General features: G+C 61.1%; 19 protein-coding genes and 1 tRNA gene. 6 read left to right on the plus strand and 14 right to left on the minus strand.

Features of this window, described 5'->3' with window-relative positions; translation table 11 throughout:
- Positions 1-82: 82 nt before the first annotated feature.
- The 4 genes from ACIX9_RS12285 to ACIX9_RS26455 all read right to left on the minus strand — a co-directional run bounded on the left by ACIX9_RS12285 (position 83) and on the right by ACIX9_RS26455 (position 4,420).
- Positions 83-1,402 carry a sigma-54 interaction domain-containing protein gene (locus tag ACIX9_RS12285; RefSeq protein WP_232298863.1) on the minus strand — a complete coding sequence of 440 codons (1,320 nt, stop codon included), beginning with the start codon at positions 1,400-1,402 and terminating at the stop codon, positions 83-85.
- Positions 1,403-1,696: 294 nt separating this feature from the next.
- Positions 1,697-1,788 (minus strand) — tRNA-Ser (locus tag ACIX9_RS12290).
- A gap of 68 nt (positions 1,789-1,856) precedes the next feature.
- A complete protein-coding gene (locus ACIX9_RS12295) occupies positions 1,857-3,002 on the minus strand; it encodes an acyl-CoA dehydrogenase (RefSeq protein WP_013580814.1) in 1,146 nt (381 codons plus the stop codon).
- Between the two features lie 242 nt (positions 3,003-3,244).
- Positions 3,245-4,420 carry an acyltransferase family protein gene (locus ACIX9_RS26455; RefSeq protein WP_013580815.1) on the minus strand — a complete coding sequence of 392 codons (1,176 nt, stop codon included), beginning with the start codon at positions 4,418-4,420 and terminating at the stop codon, positions 3,245-3,247.
- A 181-nt stretch (positions 4,421-4,601) separates the two neighbouring features.
- On the opposite strand from ACIX9_RS26455, the gene ACIX9_RS12305 reads away from it, so the two are divergent.
- Positions 4,602-5,354: an energy transducer TonB gene (locus ACIX9_RS12305; protein WP_013580816.1), complete on the plus strand. Its 753-nt coding sequence runs from the start codon at positions 4,602-4,604 to the stop codon at positions 5,352-5,354.
- A gap of 117 nt (positions 5,355-5,471) precedes the next feature.
- On the opposite strand, the gene ACIX9_RS12310 is transcribed toward ACIX9_RS12305, so the two are convergent.
- From ACIX9_RS12310 to ACIX9_RS12325, 4 genes are all read right to left on the minus strand, one after another.
- The gene (locus ACIX9_RS12310) at positions 5,472-6,488 is read right to left on the minus strand and encodes a VTT domain-containing protein (protein ID WP_013580817.1); all 1,017 of its coding nucleotides are present in this window, start codon (positions 6,486-6,488) and stop codon (positions 5,472-5,474) included.
- Positions 6,489-6,601: 113 nt separating this feature from the next.
- Positions 6,602-7,594, minus strand: coding sequence for an alpha/beta fold hydrolase (locus ACIX9_RS12315; RefSeq protein ID WP_013580818.1), 993 nt, complete (start codon positions 7,592-7,594; stop codon positions 6,602-6,604).
- A gap of 18 nt (positions 7,595-7,612) precedes the next feature.
- Positions 7,613-8,260: a nitroreductase family protein gene (locus tag ACIX9_RS12320; protein ID WP_013580819.1), complete on the minus strand. Its 648-nt coding sequence runs from the start codon at positions 8,258-8,260 to the stop codon at positions 7,613-7,615.
- A 159-nt stretch (positions 8,261-8,419) separates the two neighbouring features.
- Positions 8,420-9,409, minus strand: coding sequence for a hypothetical protein (locus tag ACIX9_RS12325; RefSeq protein ID WP_013580820.1), 990 nt, complete (start codon positions 9,407-9,409; stop codon positions 8,420-8,422).
- Between the two features lie 126 nt (positions 9,410-9,535).
- On the opposite strand from ACIX9_RS12325, the gene ACIX9_RS12330 reads away from it, so the two are divergent.
- Positions 9,536-10,240 (plus strand): hypothetical protein, encoded by a 705-nt coding sequence (locus tag ACIX9_RS12330; RefSeq protein ID WP_013580821.1) that lies wholly within the window; start codon positions 9,536-9,538, stop codon positions 10,238-10,240.
- 198 nt (positions 10,241-10,438) lie between these two features.
- On the opposite strand, the gene ACIX9_RS12335 is transcribed toward ACIX9_RS12330, so the two are convergent.
- Positions 10,439-11,281 (minus strand): TIGR04325 family methyltransferase, encoded by an 843-nt coding sequence (locus ACIX9_RS12335; protein WP_013580822.1) that lies wholly within the window; start codon positions 11,279-11,281, stop codon positions 10,439-10,441.
- A gap of 92 nt (positions 11,282-11,373) precedes the next feature.
- Between ACIX9_RS12335 and ACIX9_RS12340 the strand changes: the two genes are divergently transcribed.
- Positions 11,374-11,949 (plus strand): elongation factor P, encoded by a 576-nt coding sequence (locus ACIX9_RS12340; RefSeq protein ID WP_013580823.1) that lies wholly within the window; start codon positions 11,374-11,376, stop codon positions 11,947-11,949.
- Positions 11,950-12,060: 111 nt separating this feature from the next.
- Here the strand turns inward: ACIX9_RS12340 and ACIX9_RS27395 are convergent, their stop codons facing one another.
- A complete protein-coding gene (locus ACIX9_RS27395; RefSeq protein WP_269744671.1) occupies positions 12,061-12,195 on the minus strand; it encodes a hypothetical protein in 135 nt (44 codons plus the stop codon).
- A gap of 259 nt (positions 12,196-12,454) precedes the next feature.
- Here ACIX9_RS27395 and uvrA point away from each other — a divergent pair, with 259 nt between their 5' ends.
- The 3 genes from uvrA (at position 12,455) to ACIX9_RS12355 (ending at position 17,982) form a co-directional block, all read left to right on the plus strand.
- Positions 12,455-15,766 carry an excinuclease ABC subunit UvrA gene (gene uvrA / locus ACIX9_RS12345; RefSeq protein WP_013580825.1) on the plus strand — a complete coding sequence of 1,104 codons (3,312 nt, stop codon included), beginning with the start codon at positions 12,455-12,457 and terminating at the stop codon, positions 15,764-15,766.
- A gap of 190 nt (positions 15,767-15,956) precedes the next feature.
- Positions 15,957-16,565 (plus strand): hypothetical protein, encoded by a 609-nt coding sequence (locus ACIX9_RS12350; RefSeq protein ID WP_013580826.1) that lies wholly within the window; start codon positions 15,957-15,959, stop codon positions 16,563-16,565.
- 181 nt (positions 16,566-16,746) lie between these two features.
- Complete coding sequence (locus tag ACIX9_RS12355) at positions 16,747-17,982, plus strand: vWA domain-containing protein (protein ID WP_013580827.1); 1,236 nt, start codon at positions 16,747-16,749, stop codon at positions 17,980-17,982.
- A gap of 143 nt (positions 17,983-18,125) precedes the next feature.
- Here the strand turns inward: ACIX9_RS12355 and ACIX9_RS12360 are convergent, their stop codons facing one another.
- From ACIX9_RS12360 to ACIX9_RS12375, 4 genes are read right to left on the minus strand one after another with little or no spacing between them, the layout of a single operon-like run.
- Complete coding sequence (locus ACIX9_RS12360; protein ID WP_013580828.1) at positions 18,126-18,590, minus strand: DinB family protein; 465 nt, start codon at positions 18,588-18,590, stop codon at positions 18,126-18,128.
- A gap of 52 nt (positions 18,591-18,642) precedes the next feature.
- Positions 18,643-18,825: a Flp family type IVb pilin gene (locus ACIX9_RS12365; RefSeq protein WP_013580829.1), complete on the minus strand. Its 183-nt coding sequence runs from the start codon at positions 18,823-18,825 to the stop codon at positions 18,643-18,645.
- A gap of 58 nt (positions 18,826-18,883) precedes the next feature.
- The gene (locus ACIX9_RS12370) at positions 18,884-19,438 is read right to left on the minus strand and encodes an NUDIX domain-containing protein (RefSeq protein ID WP_013580830.1); all 555 of its coding nucleotides are present in this window, start codon (positions 19,436-19,438) and stop codon (positions 18,884-18,886) included.
- 5 nt (positions 19,439-19,443) lie between these two features.
- A complete protein-coding gene (locus tag ACIX9_RS12375; RefSeq protein ID WP_013580831.1) occupies positions 19,444-21,648 on the minus strand; it encodes a CocE/NonD family hydrolase in 2,205 nt (734 codons plus the stop codon).
- Between the last annotated feature and the right edge of the window lie 18 nt (positions 21,649-21,666).

A 21,666-nucleotide genomic window follows, 5' to 3' on the forward strand; every position in this document is an offset into this window, starting at 1 on the left:
TATAAACCCGCCCGGTCAATCTGTCGAAAGCCCAATCCACGCGGGCTTCGACGGGGTGGGCGAAAACTCGCCCACGGGTGGGTCAGTTTTGCCCCACCCTGGATACAGGAGAAACATACTTCTGCGCCAGCCGCCCGAAGGCCCGGCGCTCCTTGCCTGCTTCTCGCGCGGCACGAGTGATATTGCCCTGGTGCTTCTCCAGCAAACGCTGCACAAAGTCCGCTTCAAAGGCTGCGATTGCGCGGGCGCGGCTCGAGCGGAAGTCCGCCGTAAGTGAGTTACACGATCTTTCCAACAGCGATTCACCGCTCCACTCCACGGTATCCTGCCCGGAATCGAAGCCAAGATGGCATGGCAAAACCTCATGTCCGGTCGCATGCAGGACCGCTCGCTGCATCGTATTGCGTAGCTCTCGCACGTTCCCCGGCCAATGCCAGGATTGCAGCAGTCGCAGCGACGCCGGACATATCCTCTTGCGATGCTGCTTATATTCGTCGCAGAACTCATCGGTAAACTTGCGCGCCAGCAAAGGAATGTCCGACGGGCGATTCCTCAACGCGGGCAAGTGTAACCGCAGCACGTCCAGCCGGAAGAAGAGGTCGCTGCGGAAGCGCTTCTCTTCCACCCGCTGCTTCAGGCTGACGTTCGAGGCAGCGATGATCCGAATATCCGCACGAGAAAACTTGTCCGCCCCCAGCGGACGGAAGGTACTCTCCTGCAACAGACGCAGAAGCTTGCCCTGCACCACCAAAGACAGGCTATCCACTTCATCCAGAAACAACGTGCCGTTGTGCGCCAGGGCGACCAGGCCTTTCTGATCTTTGTGCGCGTCCGTAAACGCTCCGCGCGTGTGACCGAAGATCTCACTTTCAAACAGATGGTCCGGCAAGGAACCACACTCCACAGGAATAAACGGACCATTGCGACGAGCACTCAGCAGATGGATCGCACGCGCGCACAACTCCTTGCCCGTGCCGGTCTCCCCGCCAATCAGCACCGGCGCCCCCACGCGGGCAAAATCCACCAGCCGAGCCAGCACGCTCAAAAATGCCGGGTCGCCGCCTTCCACGTTCCGCAGGGCAAGCTCCCTCGCGCACTCGTACTCCGGTCGGGCGCACTCCGGGGCAGCGACGCCAATCAGGCGCAGCACCCGCTGCCGCAACTCCTCCGGATGCACCGGTGCCAGCAGAAAATCGTCCACTGCTCCAGCGGCTCGTTGCAAGGCTTCATGGCCATCCGGAGGCAGCACCCCAAGCACCGCCGCGCGCAGCGCATTACACTTCAACCACTGAAAAAGCTCCTCCGTAGGCTGTGAGTCAGCGCCCATATTCACGACAACCAACGCAACTCCGGGTTGCGCCAGATCCCCAAAGGGCGCAACCACGCTTTCCCGCACCTCCACCGCCAAGCCGGCCTGGGCAAGCAAAGCGGGCTCCAGTCGCTCTCCCGGATGGATCGCAAAATCGAGTAGAAGGGCCCGCATCTCCATGTGTACCCCAATCGGCTCAATGATTTAGAGGCATCGCATCCGGCCCGAGACGATGAGCGAACAGTGTAGGTTCCCACTCGACAAAAAACACCCAAAAAAATAATGCATCCGCGGAAAATTCATACGCAGCGGCTAACGTGGTTTTAGCCCCCAACAGCGGACTAACCTCGAAAATAGCTCTCAAGTCACTCATTACAGGGGATTTAGTGGCGGACAGAGAGGGATTCGAACCCCCGGTACCCGTAAAGGTACGTCTGATTTCGAGTCAGGTGCATTCAACCGGGCTCTGCCATCTGTCCGCGTCGGCCAGCCGTCGACAACCCAAACCAACCGGGAGCCACGTCAACCAGCCCTAAGTCTATCGTCTCTACAGCCGTTTCAGCAACTCCCGCGCGATCACCATCCTCTGTATCTCGCTCGTCCCTTCCCCAATCGTGCACAGCTTCACATCCCGATAAAACTTCTCCGCCGGATAGTCCTTGATGAACCCGTACCCCCCGTGAATCTGCACACCTTCATCGCAGATCCGGCACGCCACCTCGCTTGCATACAGCTTCGCCATGCTGCTTTCCAACGTCACATTCTCCCCCGCATCCTTCATCCTCGCCGCCCGCATCGTCAACAGCCACGCCGCGTCCAGCTCCGTCGCCATCGTCGCCAGCTTGAACTGGATCGCCTGGAACTCGCTGATCGCCTTCCCAAACTGCCGCCGCTCCGTCGCATACTTCATCGCCGCGTCCAGCGCCCCACGCGCAATCCCCAGGCTCAACGCCGCAATCGAGATCCTCCCACCATCCAGCACCCGCATCGCATCCTTGAAGCCCGCACCCTCCACGCCCACCAAGTTCTCCGCCGGCACCACACAATCCTCAAAGATCAGCTCCGCCGTATCGCTCGCCCGCAACCCCAGCTTGTTCTCCTTCTTCCCTGCCCTGAACCCCTTCGTCCCCCGCTCCACCAGGAACGCCGAGATCCCCCCATGCGTCTTCTTCTCCTTATCCGTCACCGCCAGTACCAGCGCACAGTTGGCATAGGTCCCGTTCGTAATAAACGTCTTCCCCCCATTCAGCACCCACTCATCCCCTCGCCGAACAGCAGTAGTCCGCATCCCCCCCGCATCGCTCCCCGACCCCGGCTCCGTCAACCCCCAGGCCCCCAGCCACTCACCCGTCGCAAGCTTCGTCACCCACCGCTTCTTCTGCTCCTCATTTCCCGCCAGCATCAGGTGATTCGTGCAGAGCGAGTTATGCGAAGCCACAATAATCCCCACACTCCCATCCACCCGTGAGAGCTCTTCGATCGCCAGCACATACTCCACATACCCCAACCCGGACCCACCCAGCTCCTCTGGAAAGATCACTCCCATCAACCCCATCTCCCCGAGCTTCTTCACGATCCCATGCGGAAACTCACTCGTCTCATCCCGCTCCTCGCGCCCGGGCAGAACCTCCTTAGCCGCAAACGACCGAACCTCCCGCCGTAAAGACTCCTGCTCATCCGTCAATCCAAACATCGCCATCTCCTCCTGAAACGCATCGTCATTCTGGCGAAGCCAGAACCTCAGTATTTGCCTATGCTGTTGTTGTCGCCGCAGCCATCGTTGCCGTCAGCACCCAACCGTTGCAAGCATCCTGCCTTGATCTGTCTTTCTCTCTTAGCCGTAGTAAGTCTTTTTCTCCACGGCCAAGAAGGTCCATAACGAAACCTAATACATCTATCACATTCCCCTATACTCTGGCCCGATGGGACCAGCCCCTAGATCTTCACAAACACCTTCCGCCGCCAAAGAATCAGGTTAGGCAGAAAGCAAACCGCAGCATAAGCCACCGCAAACCCCAGCGACCGCAGCCGAGTAGACCCACCCCGCGCAAACCCCCTCCGATAAGCAAACGTCCGCAACGAAACCGAATGCCCGTCACAAGGCACATGCACCGTCCGAGCCACCTTATGCCCCGCAACCGAAACCGCATAAGCCACCAGCGCATTCGCCCCAAAGATCTGCGCCGGGCGGATCGCTCGCAGCGTCCGCGCCGAAGGCCGCCGCACATCCAGACACCAGTAAATCCCCCCCAGCGCCAGCAGCGACCAACCTCCAGCCACCAGCACATAGCTGCTCGTCCAGAGATTCTTGTTCACCGGAAACGATCGTCCCCAAACACTCCCCACCCCCAGCGCCCCCACCCCACTCGCCGCCAGCACTCCCACCTTCTGCCCCTGCGTAAGCCTCGGATGCCGCATCACCAGCGCCGCCACCGCCCCCAGCAGCGTAGTCCCCACCGCCGGAACCGAGCTCAGCAGCCCCTCCGGATCATGCGTCACGTTATACAGCGCACCCGTATGAAGCTCCCCATGCAGCAAGTGCGCCACCTTGCGGTCCAGCGCCGCGGCCAGATTATTCTCCGGGTCCAGCAGCGGCGCGTTCATCCTCCCAAATGAAATCCGCAGCGCCCCGTAGTACCCCGTCAGCATCGCCCCCACGATCCCCACCAGCATCGGAATCTCCAACGTTCCCAGCAGAATCAGTCCCCCCGCAACCGAACAGACCGCCGTCCGAAACAGCACCCCAAAGATTCTGATCCGCCTCAGCCGAAACGAAGGCAGCATCGCCAGTACCAGCTTCAGCGCAATCAGGTTCACCCCGCGCCGCCCCAACCCGCGTGCCAACTCCCACCGATCCGCTCCCCGTTCGATCCTTCCCTGCAACGAAAAAACCAGCGAAGCCCCACCCAGAAACAGAAAGTTCGGAAACACCAGGTCCGCCGCCGTATACCCGTTCCACTCCGCATGTTGCAGCTGCGGATAAACGCACCCCGCATCCCCCGGATCGTTCACCAGGATCATCAAAGCAATCGTCAATCCCCGCAGCACATCGATCGAAAGCACACGCGGCGCAACACGCACGAAGGGTAAAACGGAAGGGGCCGAAGTCATCTGAGTCACACCCCTGAGATGCCTTCCCGCACCGGAACGAAACCGGGTGCCCCATGTCCCGCTTCTGGGACGTGGGTTCCGCGGGTTCCAAATGGAACCCCCACCTCACCCCCGGTGTCTAACCCAACATCCGCACTCCTCGCTGGGCTGCGAAAAACTCCACCATCAGCGAGGGACCACCATGTTTCCAGATCGCACTTTATTTGACGACAGTCTCTTCTCCTCCGCCCCCACCCAAATCTCCAAGACAAAAAAATGGGCGACCACCGCCGCCATAGCCGCCCAGATTGCCATCCTGGCCCTCATCCTCATCGCTCCTCTCCTCCACCCCGCCACCCTCGCCATGGCGATGACCGGCCCCACCGTCATCCTCGCCAACCCGCCCCGCCCCATCCCCAAACCAATCCCCGTAAAACCCGCCGAGGCCACCCACACCTCCACAACCCCCTCCTCCCCATCACCAGCCCAACCCGCAGCCCTCCTCGCCCGTTCCTACGGACACATCATCCCCGGCATCCCACCAGACGAGCCCTCCCTCGCCCCCATCGGCAGCACAAATACCATGGGCACCCCCACCGGCATAGCCTCAGGCATCCCATCGATCTCCGGTGGCGGCGCAACCGTAGTCAAAGCCGCCTCACCCCAAAAGGTCCGCCTCTCCTCCGGCGTTACCTCCGGCATGCTCCTCACCCCCATCCACCCCACCTACCCACCCATAGCCCGCGCCGCCCACCAGGAAGGCACCGTCGTCCTCACCGCCACCATTGACAAGACCGGCAAAATCGTAGGCCTGCAAGTCACCAGCGGCCCCGCCATGCTCCGCTCCTCGGCCCTTGAAGCCGTAAGCGCCGCCCATTACAAGCCCTACCTCCTCAACGGAGATCCCACAGAAGTCGAAACCACCATCTCCGTCATCTTCCACCTGGGCTCATAACCCTCAACGGCCACGAACTGGGTGCCCCATGTCTCGCTTCTGAGACATGGGTTTTCACAACCGTCTGAATCCCACATCCTTAGCGCTTGAGAAGAATGCAGGAATGATTCGAATATCTTAAGAAGCCACCGCACCCACAGGAGCCGCCGTAACCGGATTCGTCAACTCCGCAGCAGCAGCCGGAGGAACATACTCCACCAGCGGATACCCACCGTCCCGCCACCCTTCAAACCCGCCCAGCAGCGGCCGAACCCGGTTGATCCCAAACTTGTGCAACTGCAACGCCACCTTGCCGCTCGTCTCTTCCGACGGACAAGTGCAGTACAAAATCACATCCCGGTCCCGAGGCAGCAGCGACTGATGTGCCGTCAACTCAGCCGGGCTCACCCGCACCGCACCCGGCAGCACCCGAGGGTCCGGCAGATAATCCAGCGGATGCCGCAGATCGACGATAAACGGAGGAATATTCCCCTGCTCCTCCGCCATCTCGATCATGCTGTACAGCTCCGCAGGCTCCAGCCGCAGCGACCGCACACTGGCCAGGAACTTCCGCTGATTCCACAACCGGTACAGCATGATCCCGAACACCATCAGCACAAAGATCACGACCGCAAAGTGCCCCAGCATCCCAAAGAACTTGGAGCTCTTCTGCGCCACATCGCCAAAGAACCGCCCCGCCAGCAGATAAGCCAACGCCCAGATCACCGATCCGCCCATGTCGTACAGCACGAATCGCGGATACGGCATCCCCGTCTGCCCCGCAATCGGCGCAGCCACCGTCGAAAGTCCCGGCACAAACTTCGCAAACAGCAGCGTCACCGCCCCGCGCTTATGAAAGTAGCCCTCGGTCTTTGAAACACAGGTAGAAGCCTCAAACGAGAACCGGCAAAGCAGTTGCAGCACAGAGTTCCCGAACCGCCGCCCCAGCGCATACCAGATCGAGTCCGCCGCCAGACAGGCCAGCAGCACCATCAACAGCGCACCCACCGCACTCACCCGATGCGTAGCCGAAAGCGTCCCCGCCATCAGCAGCACCGGAATCGAAGGAATCGGCACACCCATCTGCTCCACCAACACCCACAGGAACAGGATGGCGTAAGCGTAATGCACGAAGAAGACGAGTGCGATGGGCATGGTAGTGAGTAGATGTTCAAAAGAGCAGTTTCGGTTCGTGGCTCCCCGACGCCTACAGTCTAACCCGCCGTACCGAACCCCGCACCCCTCTTACGGATGAGTAGCTTGAGCAACTAAGGATGGGCCGCCACACCCGGCACAACCCGCTGCCCGCCCCGCATCGGCGGGTCCGCATGAAGAAACGCCAGCGTCCCCCGCAGCACCGGACGAGTACACTCCCCCGGTGCCAGGTGCCCGCACCCCCCAATCACCAGCAGCGACGACCCCGCAATTCGATCATGCATCTCCTCGCCGGCGCTCAGCGGAATCAGCTTATCGTCGCTCCCCCACACGATCAGCGTCGGCTTATGAATCTCATGCAGCCGAAAGTCCAGCAGATCCTTACCCGAGGTCATCGCCGTAACACTCCGCCGGATCACCCACCCACTCCCATGCAGCTTCCGTATCGCCGCCCGAGCCACAAACCCCGGAAACGGCTTCGGATGCGGAGTCAGCATCGCACTCAGCTTCATCAGCCCCGGCGTATCCGTCGGCGTAAACAGCGAGGCATCGAACGTCGGCGGAAAATAAACCCCAGCCGAGTCATATACCACCAGCCGCTCCACCATCTCCGGATGATCCAGCGTCAGCTTCATCGCAATCCACCCACCCATCGACCACCCAGCCACATCCGCCCGCGGAACCCCCATCACCTTCATATAGTCCACAACCGTCTGCTCTTCCAGGCTCACCGAGTAGCCCACATCCGGCCTCTCGCTCCGCCCATACCCCAGCAGATCCGGCACATACACATGGAACCCTGACGCCGCCAGCGTAGGAATCATCGGAGACCAGTCCTCCCCCCGCGACCCCAGCCCATGCACCAGCACCAGCGGCACCCCGCCCTTCGGGCTCCCCGCCCGCAGCAGCCGGTCCGGCGTCACCGCCTCATAATAATGAACCCGATACCCATCCACCTGCACGTACTTGCTCTGCACATGCTGCCGCCACATGTGGTTCCTGATCCGCAGATCGTTCACCCACAACGGATTGAAGTAGAAGGTCAGTCCCGCCGTAGCCCCCACCACCACGCACAAAGCCAAAAGCCCGTACAAAAATGCCTTCATCGTGCGCAGCGATCTCCCTTACTTCAGCGGCCGTCCGTACTCTTCCCCAAATACCGTATGCGCCATCTCAAAGCGCCCACCGTCGAACTTATCCACGCCCTTCAACGTCCCGATCGCCAGCAGCGCCACCACCGTATAGCTCAGCGGAAGCCGCAGCGCCTCATGCACCTTCTCCTGCTCGAACCCTTCCATCGGAGCCGTATCGTACCCCAGCACCTCCGCCATCAGCATCATGGAGGTATACGCCAGCATCACATGCTTGGTCAGCCAAAGCTTCATCTGCTCCGGCGTAAAGCTTGAGAGATACCCCGAAACACTGGTCCTGGCCTGCGCCGCATAGCTCTCCGGCATCCCGCCCTCGCGCCCCAGTTGCAGCATCAGGTCCAGATCCTTGCGCCATCCATCCGCGTCGCCGCAAGCCACGATCACCGCTGAAGCCTCTTCCACCTTCGCCTGGTTATAGCTCGCCGCCCGCAGCTTCTTCTTCCCTTCAGGCGATTGCACGACGATGAACCGCCACGGCTGCATGTTGTAGCCGCTCGGCGCTCGCAGCCCTGCATCCAAAATCTGCTGCAGGTCCTCCTCCGGCATGGGCGCCTCATCAAAACTGGGCGTAGCTCGCCGGCCCTGGATCGCCTGGCTCAAACTCTTAACCGACTTCGGCATAATCGCTCTTCCAATTCAACAGGATGAAGTTACTTACAGCCGCAGCCAAAGGAATCATAGCGTACGGCTGGTCGCCTCGCCGTTGCCGGTCGGGCGTTCTTACCATAGCACCACAAAACACCCGCCCCGTCTCCCGCTTTCTCTATAAAGAAGCCTCTTTTACTTGATCTCCGCCATCGCAGCCTCGGTCGCATACGCCGTCTGCCCCGGAGCATCCGCAAAGATCCACACCCCATGGAACGCACCCTTCAGCTCCGGATGCGCCGTCACCAGAGCCGCCATCGCATCCAGATTCCGCTTCCGTGCCGCCGCCGCATCCCCCAGCGCATCCACCTTCAGATGCGCCGCCACGTCGATCTTCTCCTTACCCAGCGAGTTGTCCGTGCCCAAACTCGTAAACCGGTACTCCACCCCATCCGCACCCTTCACCACCAGCTTCGCCGCATCGCTCACCCCACCCTTGACCTCTGGCGGAGCCGCACTCGCCAGCTCCCCAGCCAGCTTCTCCAAGTGCGTGCTTGAAACAAACGGAGCCGGCTGCAACAACACCTCGGCCTCCTGGTCGTACAGCCAGGCCACCCAGGGCTGCTTCTTGGCGCTGAACTCCCTCGCCTGCTGCCAGTACCAAAGCCCCTCATGCCCACCCGCGCTCAAAGGCTTCGGATAGATCCCCGCCAGCAGCCATTTACCGGCCTCCTGCCGCAGCAAAAACGAGACTCGCCAGGGCTCAGCCCCGTCGAACCGCACCATCGCAAACCCATACCGCCCCACCGGCAACTGCGGAATCGTAAAGTCCGCCTCAGCAGTCGAACCATTCAGCGTGCAGTAGAACTGTGCATCCCCCGTAGCCTTCATCTGCGAGGCATCCAGCACATAAACCTGCTCCACTGCCGCCTTCCCACCCTTCAACTTCGGAGAGGCATCGCTCATCACCCCCGCCACCCCCGCAAAGTCCTTCGCATACTCCGCAACCGTCTGCGCCTTCACCCCGGCATCGTCGTTCGCCTGCACCCCCAGCGCCAGCGTGTACGCCGCTAACTTCAGCGCATCCTTCTCCTCAACCTTCATCTGCGATTGCGAAACGCAACTTTGCCCCATCGCCATCCCGGCACTCAAAACCATCCCCAACCCAACCGCAAATCGCTTCATCGCTTCTCTCCACTCTGCCAAGTCTCTACTCTGTAGGACGCAAGTTTAGCGCAACCGCACTCTCCCCCCGGCGCGACCAACCTTTCTCCACGCCCTGAGTCTACTTCCAAGTACCATAGCAACCAGATGCCGAGCCTCGTCCCATCCCGCCTGCTCCTCGCACTCGCCCTTCCCCTGGCCGCCGCAGCCCAGACTCCCGCCCCGCACCCGTCCACCCTTCCAGCGACCCCGCCCACCACGCCCCAGCCCGCTCCCACTCCGGCCTACCAGCCACCCGCCCCGCCCGCAGCCAGCCGAGCCACCATCACCTGGACCGCCGGCCAGCTCTCCGTCGTCGCAGACAACTCCAGCCTCAACCAGATCCTCCGCGACATCTCCCGCCAGACCGGCCTCAAGATCACCGGCGGCGTCCAGGACGAGCGCGTCTACGGAACCTACGGACCAGCCGAGCCCGCCACCGTCCTCGCCACCCTCCTCACCGGCACCGGCAGCAACATGCTCCTCCGCCAGCCCACCGGCAACGCCCCCCAGGAGCTCGTCCTTACCCCCCGCCAGGGCGGACCCACCCCACCCAGCCCAGCCTCCTCCCATCCTGACGACGCGGACGAAAACGCCATCGTCCCACCGCCTCGTCCGCAACGCCCTCCAATGCCCTTCGCCCCGCCACCCCCCACCAATATCCAATCCGCCACCCAGCAGCAACAAAACTCCGGCCAGCAGCCACCACCAGACACCTCAACCTCCTCAGACACCGGCGTCCGCACCCCCCAGCAGATCTACGACCAGCTCATGAAGCTCCAGCAGCAAAAATCCACCGCCCCCCCTCAATAACCCCCCTCAACTATTTCGTTTGTCATTCCCTTTGTCCGTCATTCCCTTTGTCCGTCATTCCCTTCGTTTGTCATTCCCGAAGGGAATCTGCGTTTGCCGTTGCCGTTGCCGTTCGGATTAGAGGGGGACTTTAGTCCCCCGTCAAAGGGCAACAACAAAAATGGGCTTTAGCCCCGGGCTCTCTCCTCCACCCCACCCCTACCGCAACCGAAACAAAAAACCCGAATACCCCGCAGCCGAACTCTGCGGCCTCATCGGCAACATCAACCGCAACTCCGCCGCCCCCCACTCATCCACAAGCTCGTACCCGGCCGCCCCCATCCCCCCAACCAAATCCCCCCGATTTAACACCTTAGCCGCCGTCATCCAGGTCCACTGATCCTGCAACCCATAAACCCCACCCTCCTCCGACACCGGCGACCGGTTCACAAGCACATACTTCGGCCGCCTCTTCCACCCCCCCATAATCTCCGGCGGCAAAGCCTCCAGAAAGTGCAGCGACCCCGAAAGCAGCATCAAATCTGCCTCCACCGGGCCAAACAAATCCGTACAAAACTCCAGCCCCGTGACCCGTCGGTCGAACGCCAAACTCCGCCCCACCTTCACCGTCTCCGGCAGGTCATAAACCGTCCACACCAGCCCCTCCGGAAACTCCACCTGCCCGGAATAAAGATAGAAAAGATTCCCCGCACTCCCCCCAACATCCGCCACCCGCCCAATCTCCGGCAGCAGCCGCCGCAGATGCTCCACCGCCGGCCCATCGCTCGGCCGCATCGACTCTCCCAGCTCCAAGTGCTGCCGAATCGCATCCGGATGCGTATGCCCACCCACCCCCAGCCGTGCCGCGCAAGCCTCAGCCTCAGCCATCGACGAAAACCCTCGCCGATACCCCACCATCACCCGCTCCACCACCCGCGACCGCCCCAGCCCCTGCACCACCCGCCGCCCAAGCCCATTCCCAGCCACCCGCAGCATGACCCGTGACACAGCCTTCGCCTGCATCTGCCGTACCCGTCGCAGCAATCCCTGCTGTGGTGCCATCGCGCCCTTATCTCCAGCCAACCACTCCCTTATACTTGATCCAAACCGAAACCAGGCCGCACCCAGCCTGCCACAAAGATCCAGAGGAACTCATGGCCGCACTCCTTGAAGCAATCAACATCAAGCGCAAGTTCATGTTCGAGTACGAGAACGCCCCTTACGCCTGCCTTGACTCCGACATCAGCTCCCCCACCGCCCGCGGCGGTCAGACCCTCGTCCGCCTCAAGATGCGCAATCTCCTCACCAACGCCGTCTTCGAAAAAACCTTCAAGGCCGGCGACAAGTTCAAGGAGCCAGACCTCGTCCTCGTCCCCGCCTCCTACCTCTACTCCGACGGAGAAGGCTCCCACTTCCTCGACCAGGAATCCTTCGAGACCCTCACCCTCAACAAGGACATGATGGGCAACGCACTCGACTTCCTCATCGAAGGAGCCATGCTCCAGCTCCACAAGTACAACGGCAACCCCATCGGCCTGCAGCTCCCCATCTTCGTAGAGCTGGACATAGCCCACACCGAACCCGCAGTCCGCGGCGACTCCTCCAGCGGCAGCGTCACCAAGTTCGCCAAGCTGGAAACCGGCCTCGAAATCAAGGTCCCACTCTTCATCAAAGAGGGAGAAAAAGTAAAGGTAACCACCGAAACCGGCGAATTCTCCGGCCGCGCCTAACTAAAGAGAAGCAAACCACAGAGGACACAAAGAAAATAAGAGAGAACACAGAACCCCTCTGTGCTCTCTTTCACCTCTGTGCCCTCTGTGGTTCGCTTTCTGGCTCCCGAACTAATTCCCGACGGTTTTAAGTTTCCCCGCCACAACTCGCCCCGCAACCTGCCGCGCATGAATCCGGAACAGCCCGAACATCATCAGACAGATCCCATACGCCACCAGCACACCCATTGCCAGGGAAGCGACCACCGCGCACACAAGCATTATCGAAAGAATCAAGACATCCTCACGCCGGCCCGCGTCATCGCACAGTCTCCGGCAGCACCTTCATTATCGCAAACGAAGTGCATCCCCCCCGAATGAATTTTCAGACAAAGTTGCTCACTCAGATTCTCACCCAAACGGTCGCCCCCGCCATCCCACACCCGAGCCATACCCCTCCCAACCTGAATCCCAGCCCGAAATACCGTATCCTAATCATTGGCCGCAATCCAGGCCGACACATCCTATGAGCCTTACTCCAGTCTCACCAGAAATCGCCCCCAAGCCGGCCCGCACGTTCAAAGGCATCACTCACATCACCGTGCGCGGAGCCCGCCAGCACAACCTCAAAAACGTCTCCGTCTCCATCCCCCGCAACACCCTGACGGTCGTCACCGGCCTCTCCGGCTCCGGCAAGTCCTCCCTCGCCTTCGACACCATCTACGCCGAAGGCCAGCGCCGCTACGTCGAAACCCTGTCGGCCTACGCCCGCCAGTTCCTCGACCAGATGGAACGCCCCGACGTAGACGCCATCGACGGCCTCTCCCCCGCCATCTCCATCGAGCAGAAAACCACCTCACGCTCCCCCCGCTCCACCGTCGGCACCATCACCGAGATCTACGACTACCTCCGCCTCCTCTACGCCTCCGTAGGCCAACCGCACTGCCCCAACTGCGCCCGCCCCATCTCCCGCCAGTCAGCCGAGCAGATCGTCGAACGCATCGCCGCCCTCAACCCCGGCGAGCGCATCACCGTCATGGCCCCCATCGTCCGCGGCCGTAAAGGCGAGTTCCGCGAGGAACTCGAAGCCCTGGACCAGCAAGGCTTCCGCGCCCGCATCGACGGCGAAATGACCGAGCTCACCGAGGGCATGCGCCTCGAAAAGCGCAAAAACCACACCATCGAAGCCATCGTAGACCGCATCATCCTCAAACCTCTCCCAGCGACACCGCCGGGTGCCCCAGGTCCCGATTCTGGGACCTGGGTTTCCACCGACGCCCCCAACGTCAACGCCACCCTGGCCGGCGTCCCTCCCACCCCCAAATACGACACCAAGCGCCTGGAAGCCAGCGTCCAAAAAGCCCTCAGCATGGCAAACGGCCTCGTCTTAATAGGCCTGCAAGACCCTCACACAAGACAGGTCGAAGAAACCCTCTACTCCTCCTCCATGGCCTGCCCGGACTGCGGCATCAACGTCCCCCGCCTCGAGCCCCGCAGCTTTTCCTTCAACTCCAACTACGGCGCATGCCCCGAGTGCCACGGCCTCGGCAGCATCTATGACTTCGACCCCGCCAAGACCATCACCGACTGGTCCAAGCCCCTGCTCGACGGAGCCATGGGCCCCGGCTCCGGCTCCCAGTACCTCCTCCGCCTCATCAAGCTCGCTGCAGACAAATACAAGATCAACCTCAAGCAGCCCTTCCAGGCCCTCACCGAGCCTCATCGCAACCTCCTCCTCTACGGCCCACCCGTCGGCGAGTCCTCCCGCACCGGCTTCCACGGCATCTTCGCCTACCTCCGCTCCAACCTCGAAGAGACCAAGTCCGAAGGCTACCGCGAGTACATGATGCAGTACATGTCCGCGACCGTCTGCCCCCGCTGCAAAGGCCGCCGCCTCCGTCCCGAATCCCTCGCCGTAACCGTCCCCATGACCCTGGGCACAACTCCGGGTGCCCAACAATCCAAATCAGACACAAATCTGGGTGCCCCACGTCCCGATTCTGGGACGTGGGATGGAGTAGCACCTACCTCCAACGGAGCCCACCCCGTCTCCATAGCCGACTTCACCGCCCTCTCCCTGGAACGAGCCCTCACCGCCGCCCGCACCATGCACTTCTCCGGCCGAGAGCGCATCATCGCCGACCGCCTCCAGCGCGAGATCATAGAGCGCCTCGAATTCCTCAACGCAGTAGGCCTGGGCTACCTGTCCCTGGAGCGCAGCGCCGCAACCCTCTCCGGAGGCGAAGGCCAGCGCATCCGCCTCGCCACCCAGATCGGCTCCCGCCTCCGCGGCGTCCTCTACGTCCTCGACGAACCCAGCATCGGCCTCCACCAGCGAGACAACCAGCGCCTCATAGCCGCATTAGAAGCCTTGCGCGATCTAGGCAACACCGTCCTGGTCGTAGAGCACGACGAAGACACCATGCGCAAGGCAGACTATCTCCTGGACATAGGCCCCGCAGCCGGAAAAAACGGCGGCCACATCATGGCCAGCGGAACCCCGCAAGAGGTCATGGACAATCCCGCGTCCATCACCGGCCAATATTTAGCCGGCAAGATCCCCATCGTCACCCGCCCCGCCAGAATCATCACAGCGGAAGACGGAACGACCACCGAAGACATGAGCCCACGCCCCCTGACAGGCCGCTGGATCACCGTAGAAGATGCCCGCTCGCACAACCTCCGCAACGTCACCGCCCACTTTCCCATCGGCGTCATGACCGTCGTCACCGGAGTCAGCGGCTCCGGAAAATCCTCCCTCGTCAACGACATCCTCTACCGCGCCCTCGCCAAGGAACTCTACGGCTCCCGCGAAGAACCCGGCCAACACGGCAAGGTCATCGGCATCGACCAGCTCGACAAGGTCATCCAGATCGACCAGTCCCCCATCGGCCGCACCCCCCGCTCCAACCCCGCAACCTACACAGGCGTCTTCACCGCCATCCGCGACCTCTTCGCCATGCTCCCCGAGTCACGCGAGCGCGGCTACAAGCCCGGCCGTTTCTCCTTCAACGTCCAGGGCGGACGCTGCGAGGCATGCCAGGGCGAAGGCCAGCGCCGCATCGAGATGAACTTCCTCCCGGACGTCTACGTCCTCTGCGAGGTATGTAACGGTCGCCGTTACAATCAGGAAACCCTCGCCGTAAAATTCAACGGCTACAGCATCGCTGACCTCTTGGAACTCAGCATCGCCGACGCAGTCCCCATCCTCAAAGACATCCCCAACGTAGCCATCAAGCTCCAGACCCTCGTCGACGTAGGCCTCGGCTACATCCATCTAGGCCAGTCCGCCACCACCCTCTCCGGCGGTGAAGCCCAGCGCATGAAGCTCGCCCGCGAGCTCTCCAAGCGCCAGACAGGCCGCACCCTCTACCTCCTCGACGAGCCCACCACAGGCCTCCACTTCGACGACGTAAGAAGACTCCTGGACGTGTTGCATCGCTTGACCGATCTCGGCAACACCGTCATCATCATCGAGCACAATCTCGACATCATCCGCAACGCCGACTATCTCCTCGACCTGGGCCCAGAAGGCGGCGAGTTCGGCGGCACCATCGTAGGCCACGGCACCCCGGAGCAGCTAGCCACCGTCCAGGCCTCCCACACCGCCCACTTCCTCCGCCAGCACCTCCCCGCCAACACGAAGCTCAACCCAAACCCCAACGCCGGCCCCCAACCCGAAAGCATCCGCGCCGAAGCCGATCGCCTGAAAGACCCCAAAAAGAAATTCATAGCCCCAGAGAAAAAGATGGGCGTCCCCACCGCAAGCAAAACAAAACCAGCCGAAAAGAAAGAAAAGCCCGCTAAGAAAGCCGCAAAGAAGAAAGCCACAAAGTAGGGTGCCCCACGTCTCGATTCTGAGACGTGGGTTCCACAACCCTCTCCCAGCCCAACGGGTGCCCCATCCTCGGCGCGGTCGTATTGCGACAGGGTGGGGTATCGATTTCGGTAGAAATCGACCACCTACCCAGACACTCAACGAAACATCCCCCCTCCCCTCGTGTTATTCCTCTCAAAGAGGACAAGCCATGCGGATCAGCCCCAATTTCACCTTCCTATCCCTTCTGCTCCTGGCCCCGGCGGCCCACGCCCAGCTCTCCGCCTACGTCACCTTCTCCCCCGCCCACCTCTCCAACATTGAAACCGGAGCCGTCTCCACCGCCACCGGCACCACCGAGCAAACCGCCTCCTACTGGTCCTCCGGCATCGGCGGCGGCATCACCTTCCCCATCCTGCACCTCCCCATCGTCGCCCTGAACGTTGACCTCCGCGGCTCAACCCGCCCCGGCACCAACGGAGTCGACTCCGCCCTCGTCGGCCTCCAGCTAGCCGTCCACCCCCACGTCATCTCCCTCAAGCCGTACATCGAAGTAGCCGGCGGCTATCTCAACACCCGCACCACCAACGTCTCCACCAACCCCAGCACCAACCAACCCGTAGGCGGCACCTTCGGCAACCAGTACGCAGCCTACGAGATCCTCGGCGGCGTAGACCATCCGATCCTCCCCTTCATCGACTGGCGCATCGTGGAGATCGGCGTAGGCCAGGGCTTCAACGTCCCCGGCATCACGACCAACGGCAAAACCTACAACGCCACCGTAGTCACCGCCAACACAGGATTAGTCATCCATTTCTAGCGGACCAGCTTCTAGCGGACCAGCCCCGAAGCGCGGTACCCGTCAACACCGGCTTAGTCATCCATTTTTAGCGGACCAGCCCGAAGCTCGGTACCCGTCAACACCGGTTTAGTCCCCCATTTCCAGCCTCATGAATCCTCCGCCCTCCCACCTCGTCTAAACTGAAGCGAGAGGGCCAAACATGAAGCGCACACGCTACACAAAGTTCACCGGCGATCTCTCCTCCTCATTCGGTCTCGAAGACCTCATGCAGGCCCTCTCTGACTTCCTCCTGGACTCCGGCTTCAACGATCCCATGTCCCGCTTCCAGGCCCTCGACGGCGAGCAGACCATGGACAACCTCCGCGAGGCCATCCGCCAGGCCCTCGAGTCCGGCGACCTCTTCGACGACGAGACCCAGGAAAAATACGAAGCCCTCGACGAGGACCAGGTCGAAGACCTCATCGACAACATCATCCAGAAGATGCAGGAACAAAACTTCATCAACGCCGAGCAGCCCCAGCAGGGCCAGGGCGAAGAGGGCGGCGACGGCGAGTCCGCCCGCTTTGAAGTCACCGACAAGGGCATGGACTTCCTCGGCTACAAAGCCCTGCGCGAGCTCTTAGGCCCCCTGGGCAAATCCAGCATAGGCCGCCACGACACCCGCTACGAGGCCGCCGGCGTCGAAACCAACGGCTCCTCCAAGCCGTACGAGTTCGGCGACTCCCTCAACCTCGACATCACCGCCACCCTCTCCAACGTCTTCGCACGCGAGGGCACCGACTTCAACCAGCACGGCGGAAAATTGAACTTGGAGTATTCGGACTTACAAGTCCAGCAGGCAGACTTCCAGTCCTCCTGCGCCACCGTCGTCCTGCTCGACTGCTCCCACTCCATGATCCTCTACGGCGAAGATCGTTTCACCCCGGCTAAGCGTGTCGCCATGGCCCTCAGCCACCTCATCCGCACTCAGTACCCCGGCGACACCATCGACCTGGTCCTCTTCCATGATTCCGCGGAACACATCCCCATCGGCCAACTCCCCCGCGTCAAGGTCGGCCCCCACTACACCAACACCCGTGAAGGCCTCCGCGTAGCCCAGCGCGTCCTCCAGCGCAGCAACAAGGACATGAAGCAGATCGTCATGATCACCGACGGCAAGCCCTCCGCCCTCACCCTCCCGGACGGCCGCATCTACAAAAACGCCTTCGGCCTCGACCCCCTCGTCATCGAGGAAACCCTGCAGGAAGTAAGCCGTTGCAAGCGCAGCAACATCATGATCAACACCTTCATGCTCGCGTCTGACTTCCAACTAGTCCAGTTCGTCCAGCAGGTCTCCCAGATGTGCCGCGGCAAAGCCTACTTCACCACTCCGGAGACCCTCGGCAACTACCTCCTCATGGACTTCATGAGTAGACGAATGAAAACCATAAACTAACATCGAGCGAACCAGCCTATTGCGCGCTAAACTTCAATGAAAACCATCAACTAATAAATGCACTGATAGAAATAAATAAAAGCGGGATAAGAAACAAACCTAAACATTTGTTTCTTATCCCGCTTTTATTCTTCTTATCCTCGTTACGCCTTGCTCTCTCCACCCGCCAGCATCCGTCGCAGATAATCGATCTGCCCCAGATGCCATCCCAGGTGTCCGTACATATGGGTCAGAAACCTCTGCGTGCTGGTGACCTCCCCGTTCCCCTCCCCCGGATAGGCCCCTTCCATCACCTCTGAAGACAATCCCGCCACAACCCCCGGAATCATCCCTTCCACCTCAGCAATCCGCCCCGCCAGTTCGCGCTGACTCACCCCCCGAGCGCTGAACTCCACCGGCCGATCCCTCACATACGCAATCCCACCCAGCACCCTCCCCACATACTCCCGCAGGTTCCCTTCAAGGTGCAACACCAGGGTCCCCGCCGGATTCACCACCCCCGGCAGCACCACCCACACAGCCTCGTCATTCGGAAAAAGTTCAACCTGCGCCCGCAGCCTCGCGAGGTCCCTGGCATATAGCCCAGCCAATTCATCAGAGAATCCCATAGCCAGCAGAATACCAGCCGAACATCAGCCCACGAGGAACACCCGCCCACACCTAAATCGCATTGGTAAGCTGGTTCCCAATCGAATTAAACGCACCCCGGACCTTGTTCTCGAAGCCTCCAAACGAGACCACGGCCCCCAACCCAATCAGCCCCGCAACCAACGCATACTCGATCAGATCCTGGCCCGTCTCATCCCGCAGCAGCTCATTCAGAAACTGTTTGTAGCCCTTCATGAGCAAAGTCTAGAGTCGTCGAAGCGACACAGGGAATTCCCCAAACGTAGCAGCCAGATCACCCACGCTGCCGACCACGCCAAACCAGGTAAACGCCCCACGCTGAAGCCGTGCAGTTATCCACCACGCGCCCATCCAGCAGCATCTCCTCGAACTCCCTTACACTCACACGGTGTACGGTCAGGTCATGCTCCTCCGGCTCCAGTTCAGCCTCCCCCTGGGTGAGCCCCTCAGCCAGAAAAACATGCTGCCGCTGATTCAGAACGCCGTAAGCAATCTGCAACGCCGCAAGCTCCGTCATCCTCTCCGCGATCAGCCCCGTCTCCTCCCGCAGCTCACCCCGCGCAAGCTCCTCAGCCACCACATCCGCAGTCTCCCACCCACCCTGCGGAAACTCGAACGCCCGCCGCAGCACCGTGTACCGGTACTGCTCCACCAGCGTCACAAACTCTCCCTCCGCCGTCCGCTCCAGCGGAATGACGATGCAGGCGGGGTCCTTATCCACGACCCCATAGATCCCCCGCACCCCATTCGCCCGCTCGATCACATCTTCGCGAACCCGCGTCCAGGCATTGCGGTAGACCTCCCGCGAACTAACCGTCTTGATCGACAAAGGCCTTACTCCGTAGTCAGGAACTCCAGATGGCTACCGCTCATGATCTTCACCGTCTGCTTCTGGTAAGCCTCAGCCGGAGCGCTCATGATGTTCGCCACAAACGTCTGCGGGTTGCGGTCGTACAACGGGAACCAGCTCGACTGCACCTCCACCATGATCCGGTGTCCCTTAAGAAAGGTATGGTCCGCCCCATGCAGCGACCACTTGTACTCCACCACCTTGTTAGCCGGGATGGCATGGGCCGTCTCGAAGCTCTCCTTGTACCGCCCACGGAAGATCTCATCCACAATCATCGTCTGCACGCCTTCAGGCGACACATCGATCAGCTTCACAATCCAGTCCGCGTCCGTCCCTGTCGTAGAAGCAAACAGATCGGCCATCACATCCCCGGTCACCGTAAAGTCCTGCGCCAGAGGAGCCCCCTGGAACTCCGCAACGTCCTTCCGCGCATCCACAAACTTCTGATCCTCAACCAGCCACGTCCGCCACTTCGAACCATCGCCATACGTCGCCTGAATCGGACGATTCCGATACGGAATCGGGTTAGCCGGATCAGCCACATACGTCCCAACCACCATCTGCTTGGCAGGCGCACCCGGTTTCGGGATGGGAGGAGCAGAAGGCTTCTTGAATGGGATCTTGTCCATCAGACCCTTCTTCTTCGCAGCGGCAGCATCGTCCTTAGGAGCCTGCGGAGCGTCCGTAGCCAACCCACCATCCGCCTGCAGGAACACCTTCGCCGGCTTGAACCCGGAAGGAGGCGGCCACGCCTCATACCGCTCCCACTTGTTGATCCCTGTCCGGAAGCTCGCGACGCCCATCAGGTCGTAGCCGTCCTTGCCTTTCAGATACTTCTCAAAGAACGGTGCCTCGATCGTCTTGCGATACTCGTCACCGGTCGGCTCGCCGAACTCCAGCTTCCCAAAGTTCCCACCGAGTTCATTCCCAGGCCCACCCCATCCACCATGGTTCCACGGTCCAAGCACCATGAAGACCTTGTGATCCTTATCCTGCGCATGCAGCTTCGCGTACTCCTCCTGCGTGCCCCACATATCCTCCTGGTCCCAGTACCCGCCAACCTCCAGCGTCGGAACCTCCACCTTGGTCAGGTGGTACTCCACCCCCATATCCTTCCAGAACTTCGTATAGCTCGGCTCATTCAGAAACTTGACCGCCGTCGGAAGCTTCTCCATGCCCGCATCCTTGGCCGCACCTGCAAAGTTCACATGCTTCAGGAAGTAGTCGTAGGTATCGCCCTTGGACTCCACACGCGCGTCCGTCTTCTGCGCCTCCAGTTGCTGCACATAGTCGAACCCATACGTCTGCCGGAACGCACCATTATGGAAGAAGTCATCGCCCATCCAGACGTCCGTCATCGGCGCCTGGGGCGAGATCGCCTTCACCGCCGGATGCGCGTCGATCCCAGCCATCATCGCCAGGAAGCCGGGGTAAGAAACCCCATACACTCCGACGGCCCCATTGTTCCCACTCTCATTCTTCAGCAGCCAGTCGATCGTATCCCGCGTATCCGTCGTCTCATCCACATCCGTCTTGTTGACGTGATTGACGATCGGCCGGTTCATCACAAACTGCCCTTCAGATCCATATCGTCCGCGGATATCTTCAAACACAAAGATGTACCCGCTCGCCGCCAGCTCCGGCTTCGACTTGTACACAGAATCGACACTGTAATGGTCGACGCCATACGGCGTCCGCTGCATCAGGAACGGCACCGCTGTGCTTGAATCCTTCGGCTTGATCACCACGGCGTGCAGCTTCACCCCGTCCCGCATCGGGATCATCACGCCGATCTTCTCATACCCCACCGGAAGGTTTAGCCGAGTCGCCTCCTGGCTCATCCGCGTGCCGGAAAACAGCGTGGACGAGTTATCCGTCCGCACCGCCTTGAAGCTCGTGACGTTGCCCTTCCCGTCCCGCGCAAAGACCATCTTCAGCGGCGCGTCTTCAACCTGAAGGCTGTCGACCCCAGCGCCCAGCGTAAGCTCATGCTTCGGATCATGCTCGGTCTCTTCATACAGGTGCGCCCCGTCCATGTAGATGGAAAGCGTCCCCCCAGCGTCAGCCGACACCTTGTAGAGCCCCACATAGCTCTGCAACGAGGGCTTCGCAGGAGCCTGCGCAATCGAAAACGAACTCACCGCAACCAGGCTCAACCAACCAGCAACCGAAGCAACACGAACCGTCATGCCGAAACCCTCACGCCA

Source organism: Granulicella tundricola MP5ACTX9, assembly GCF_000178975.2.
In the GTDB taxonomy this organism is placed as follows: domain Bacteria; phylum Acidobacteriota; class Terriglobia; order Terriglobales; family Acidobacteriaceae; genus Edaphobacter; species Edaphobacter tundricola.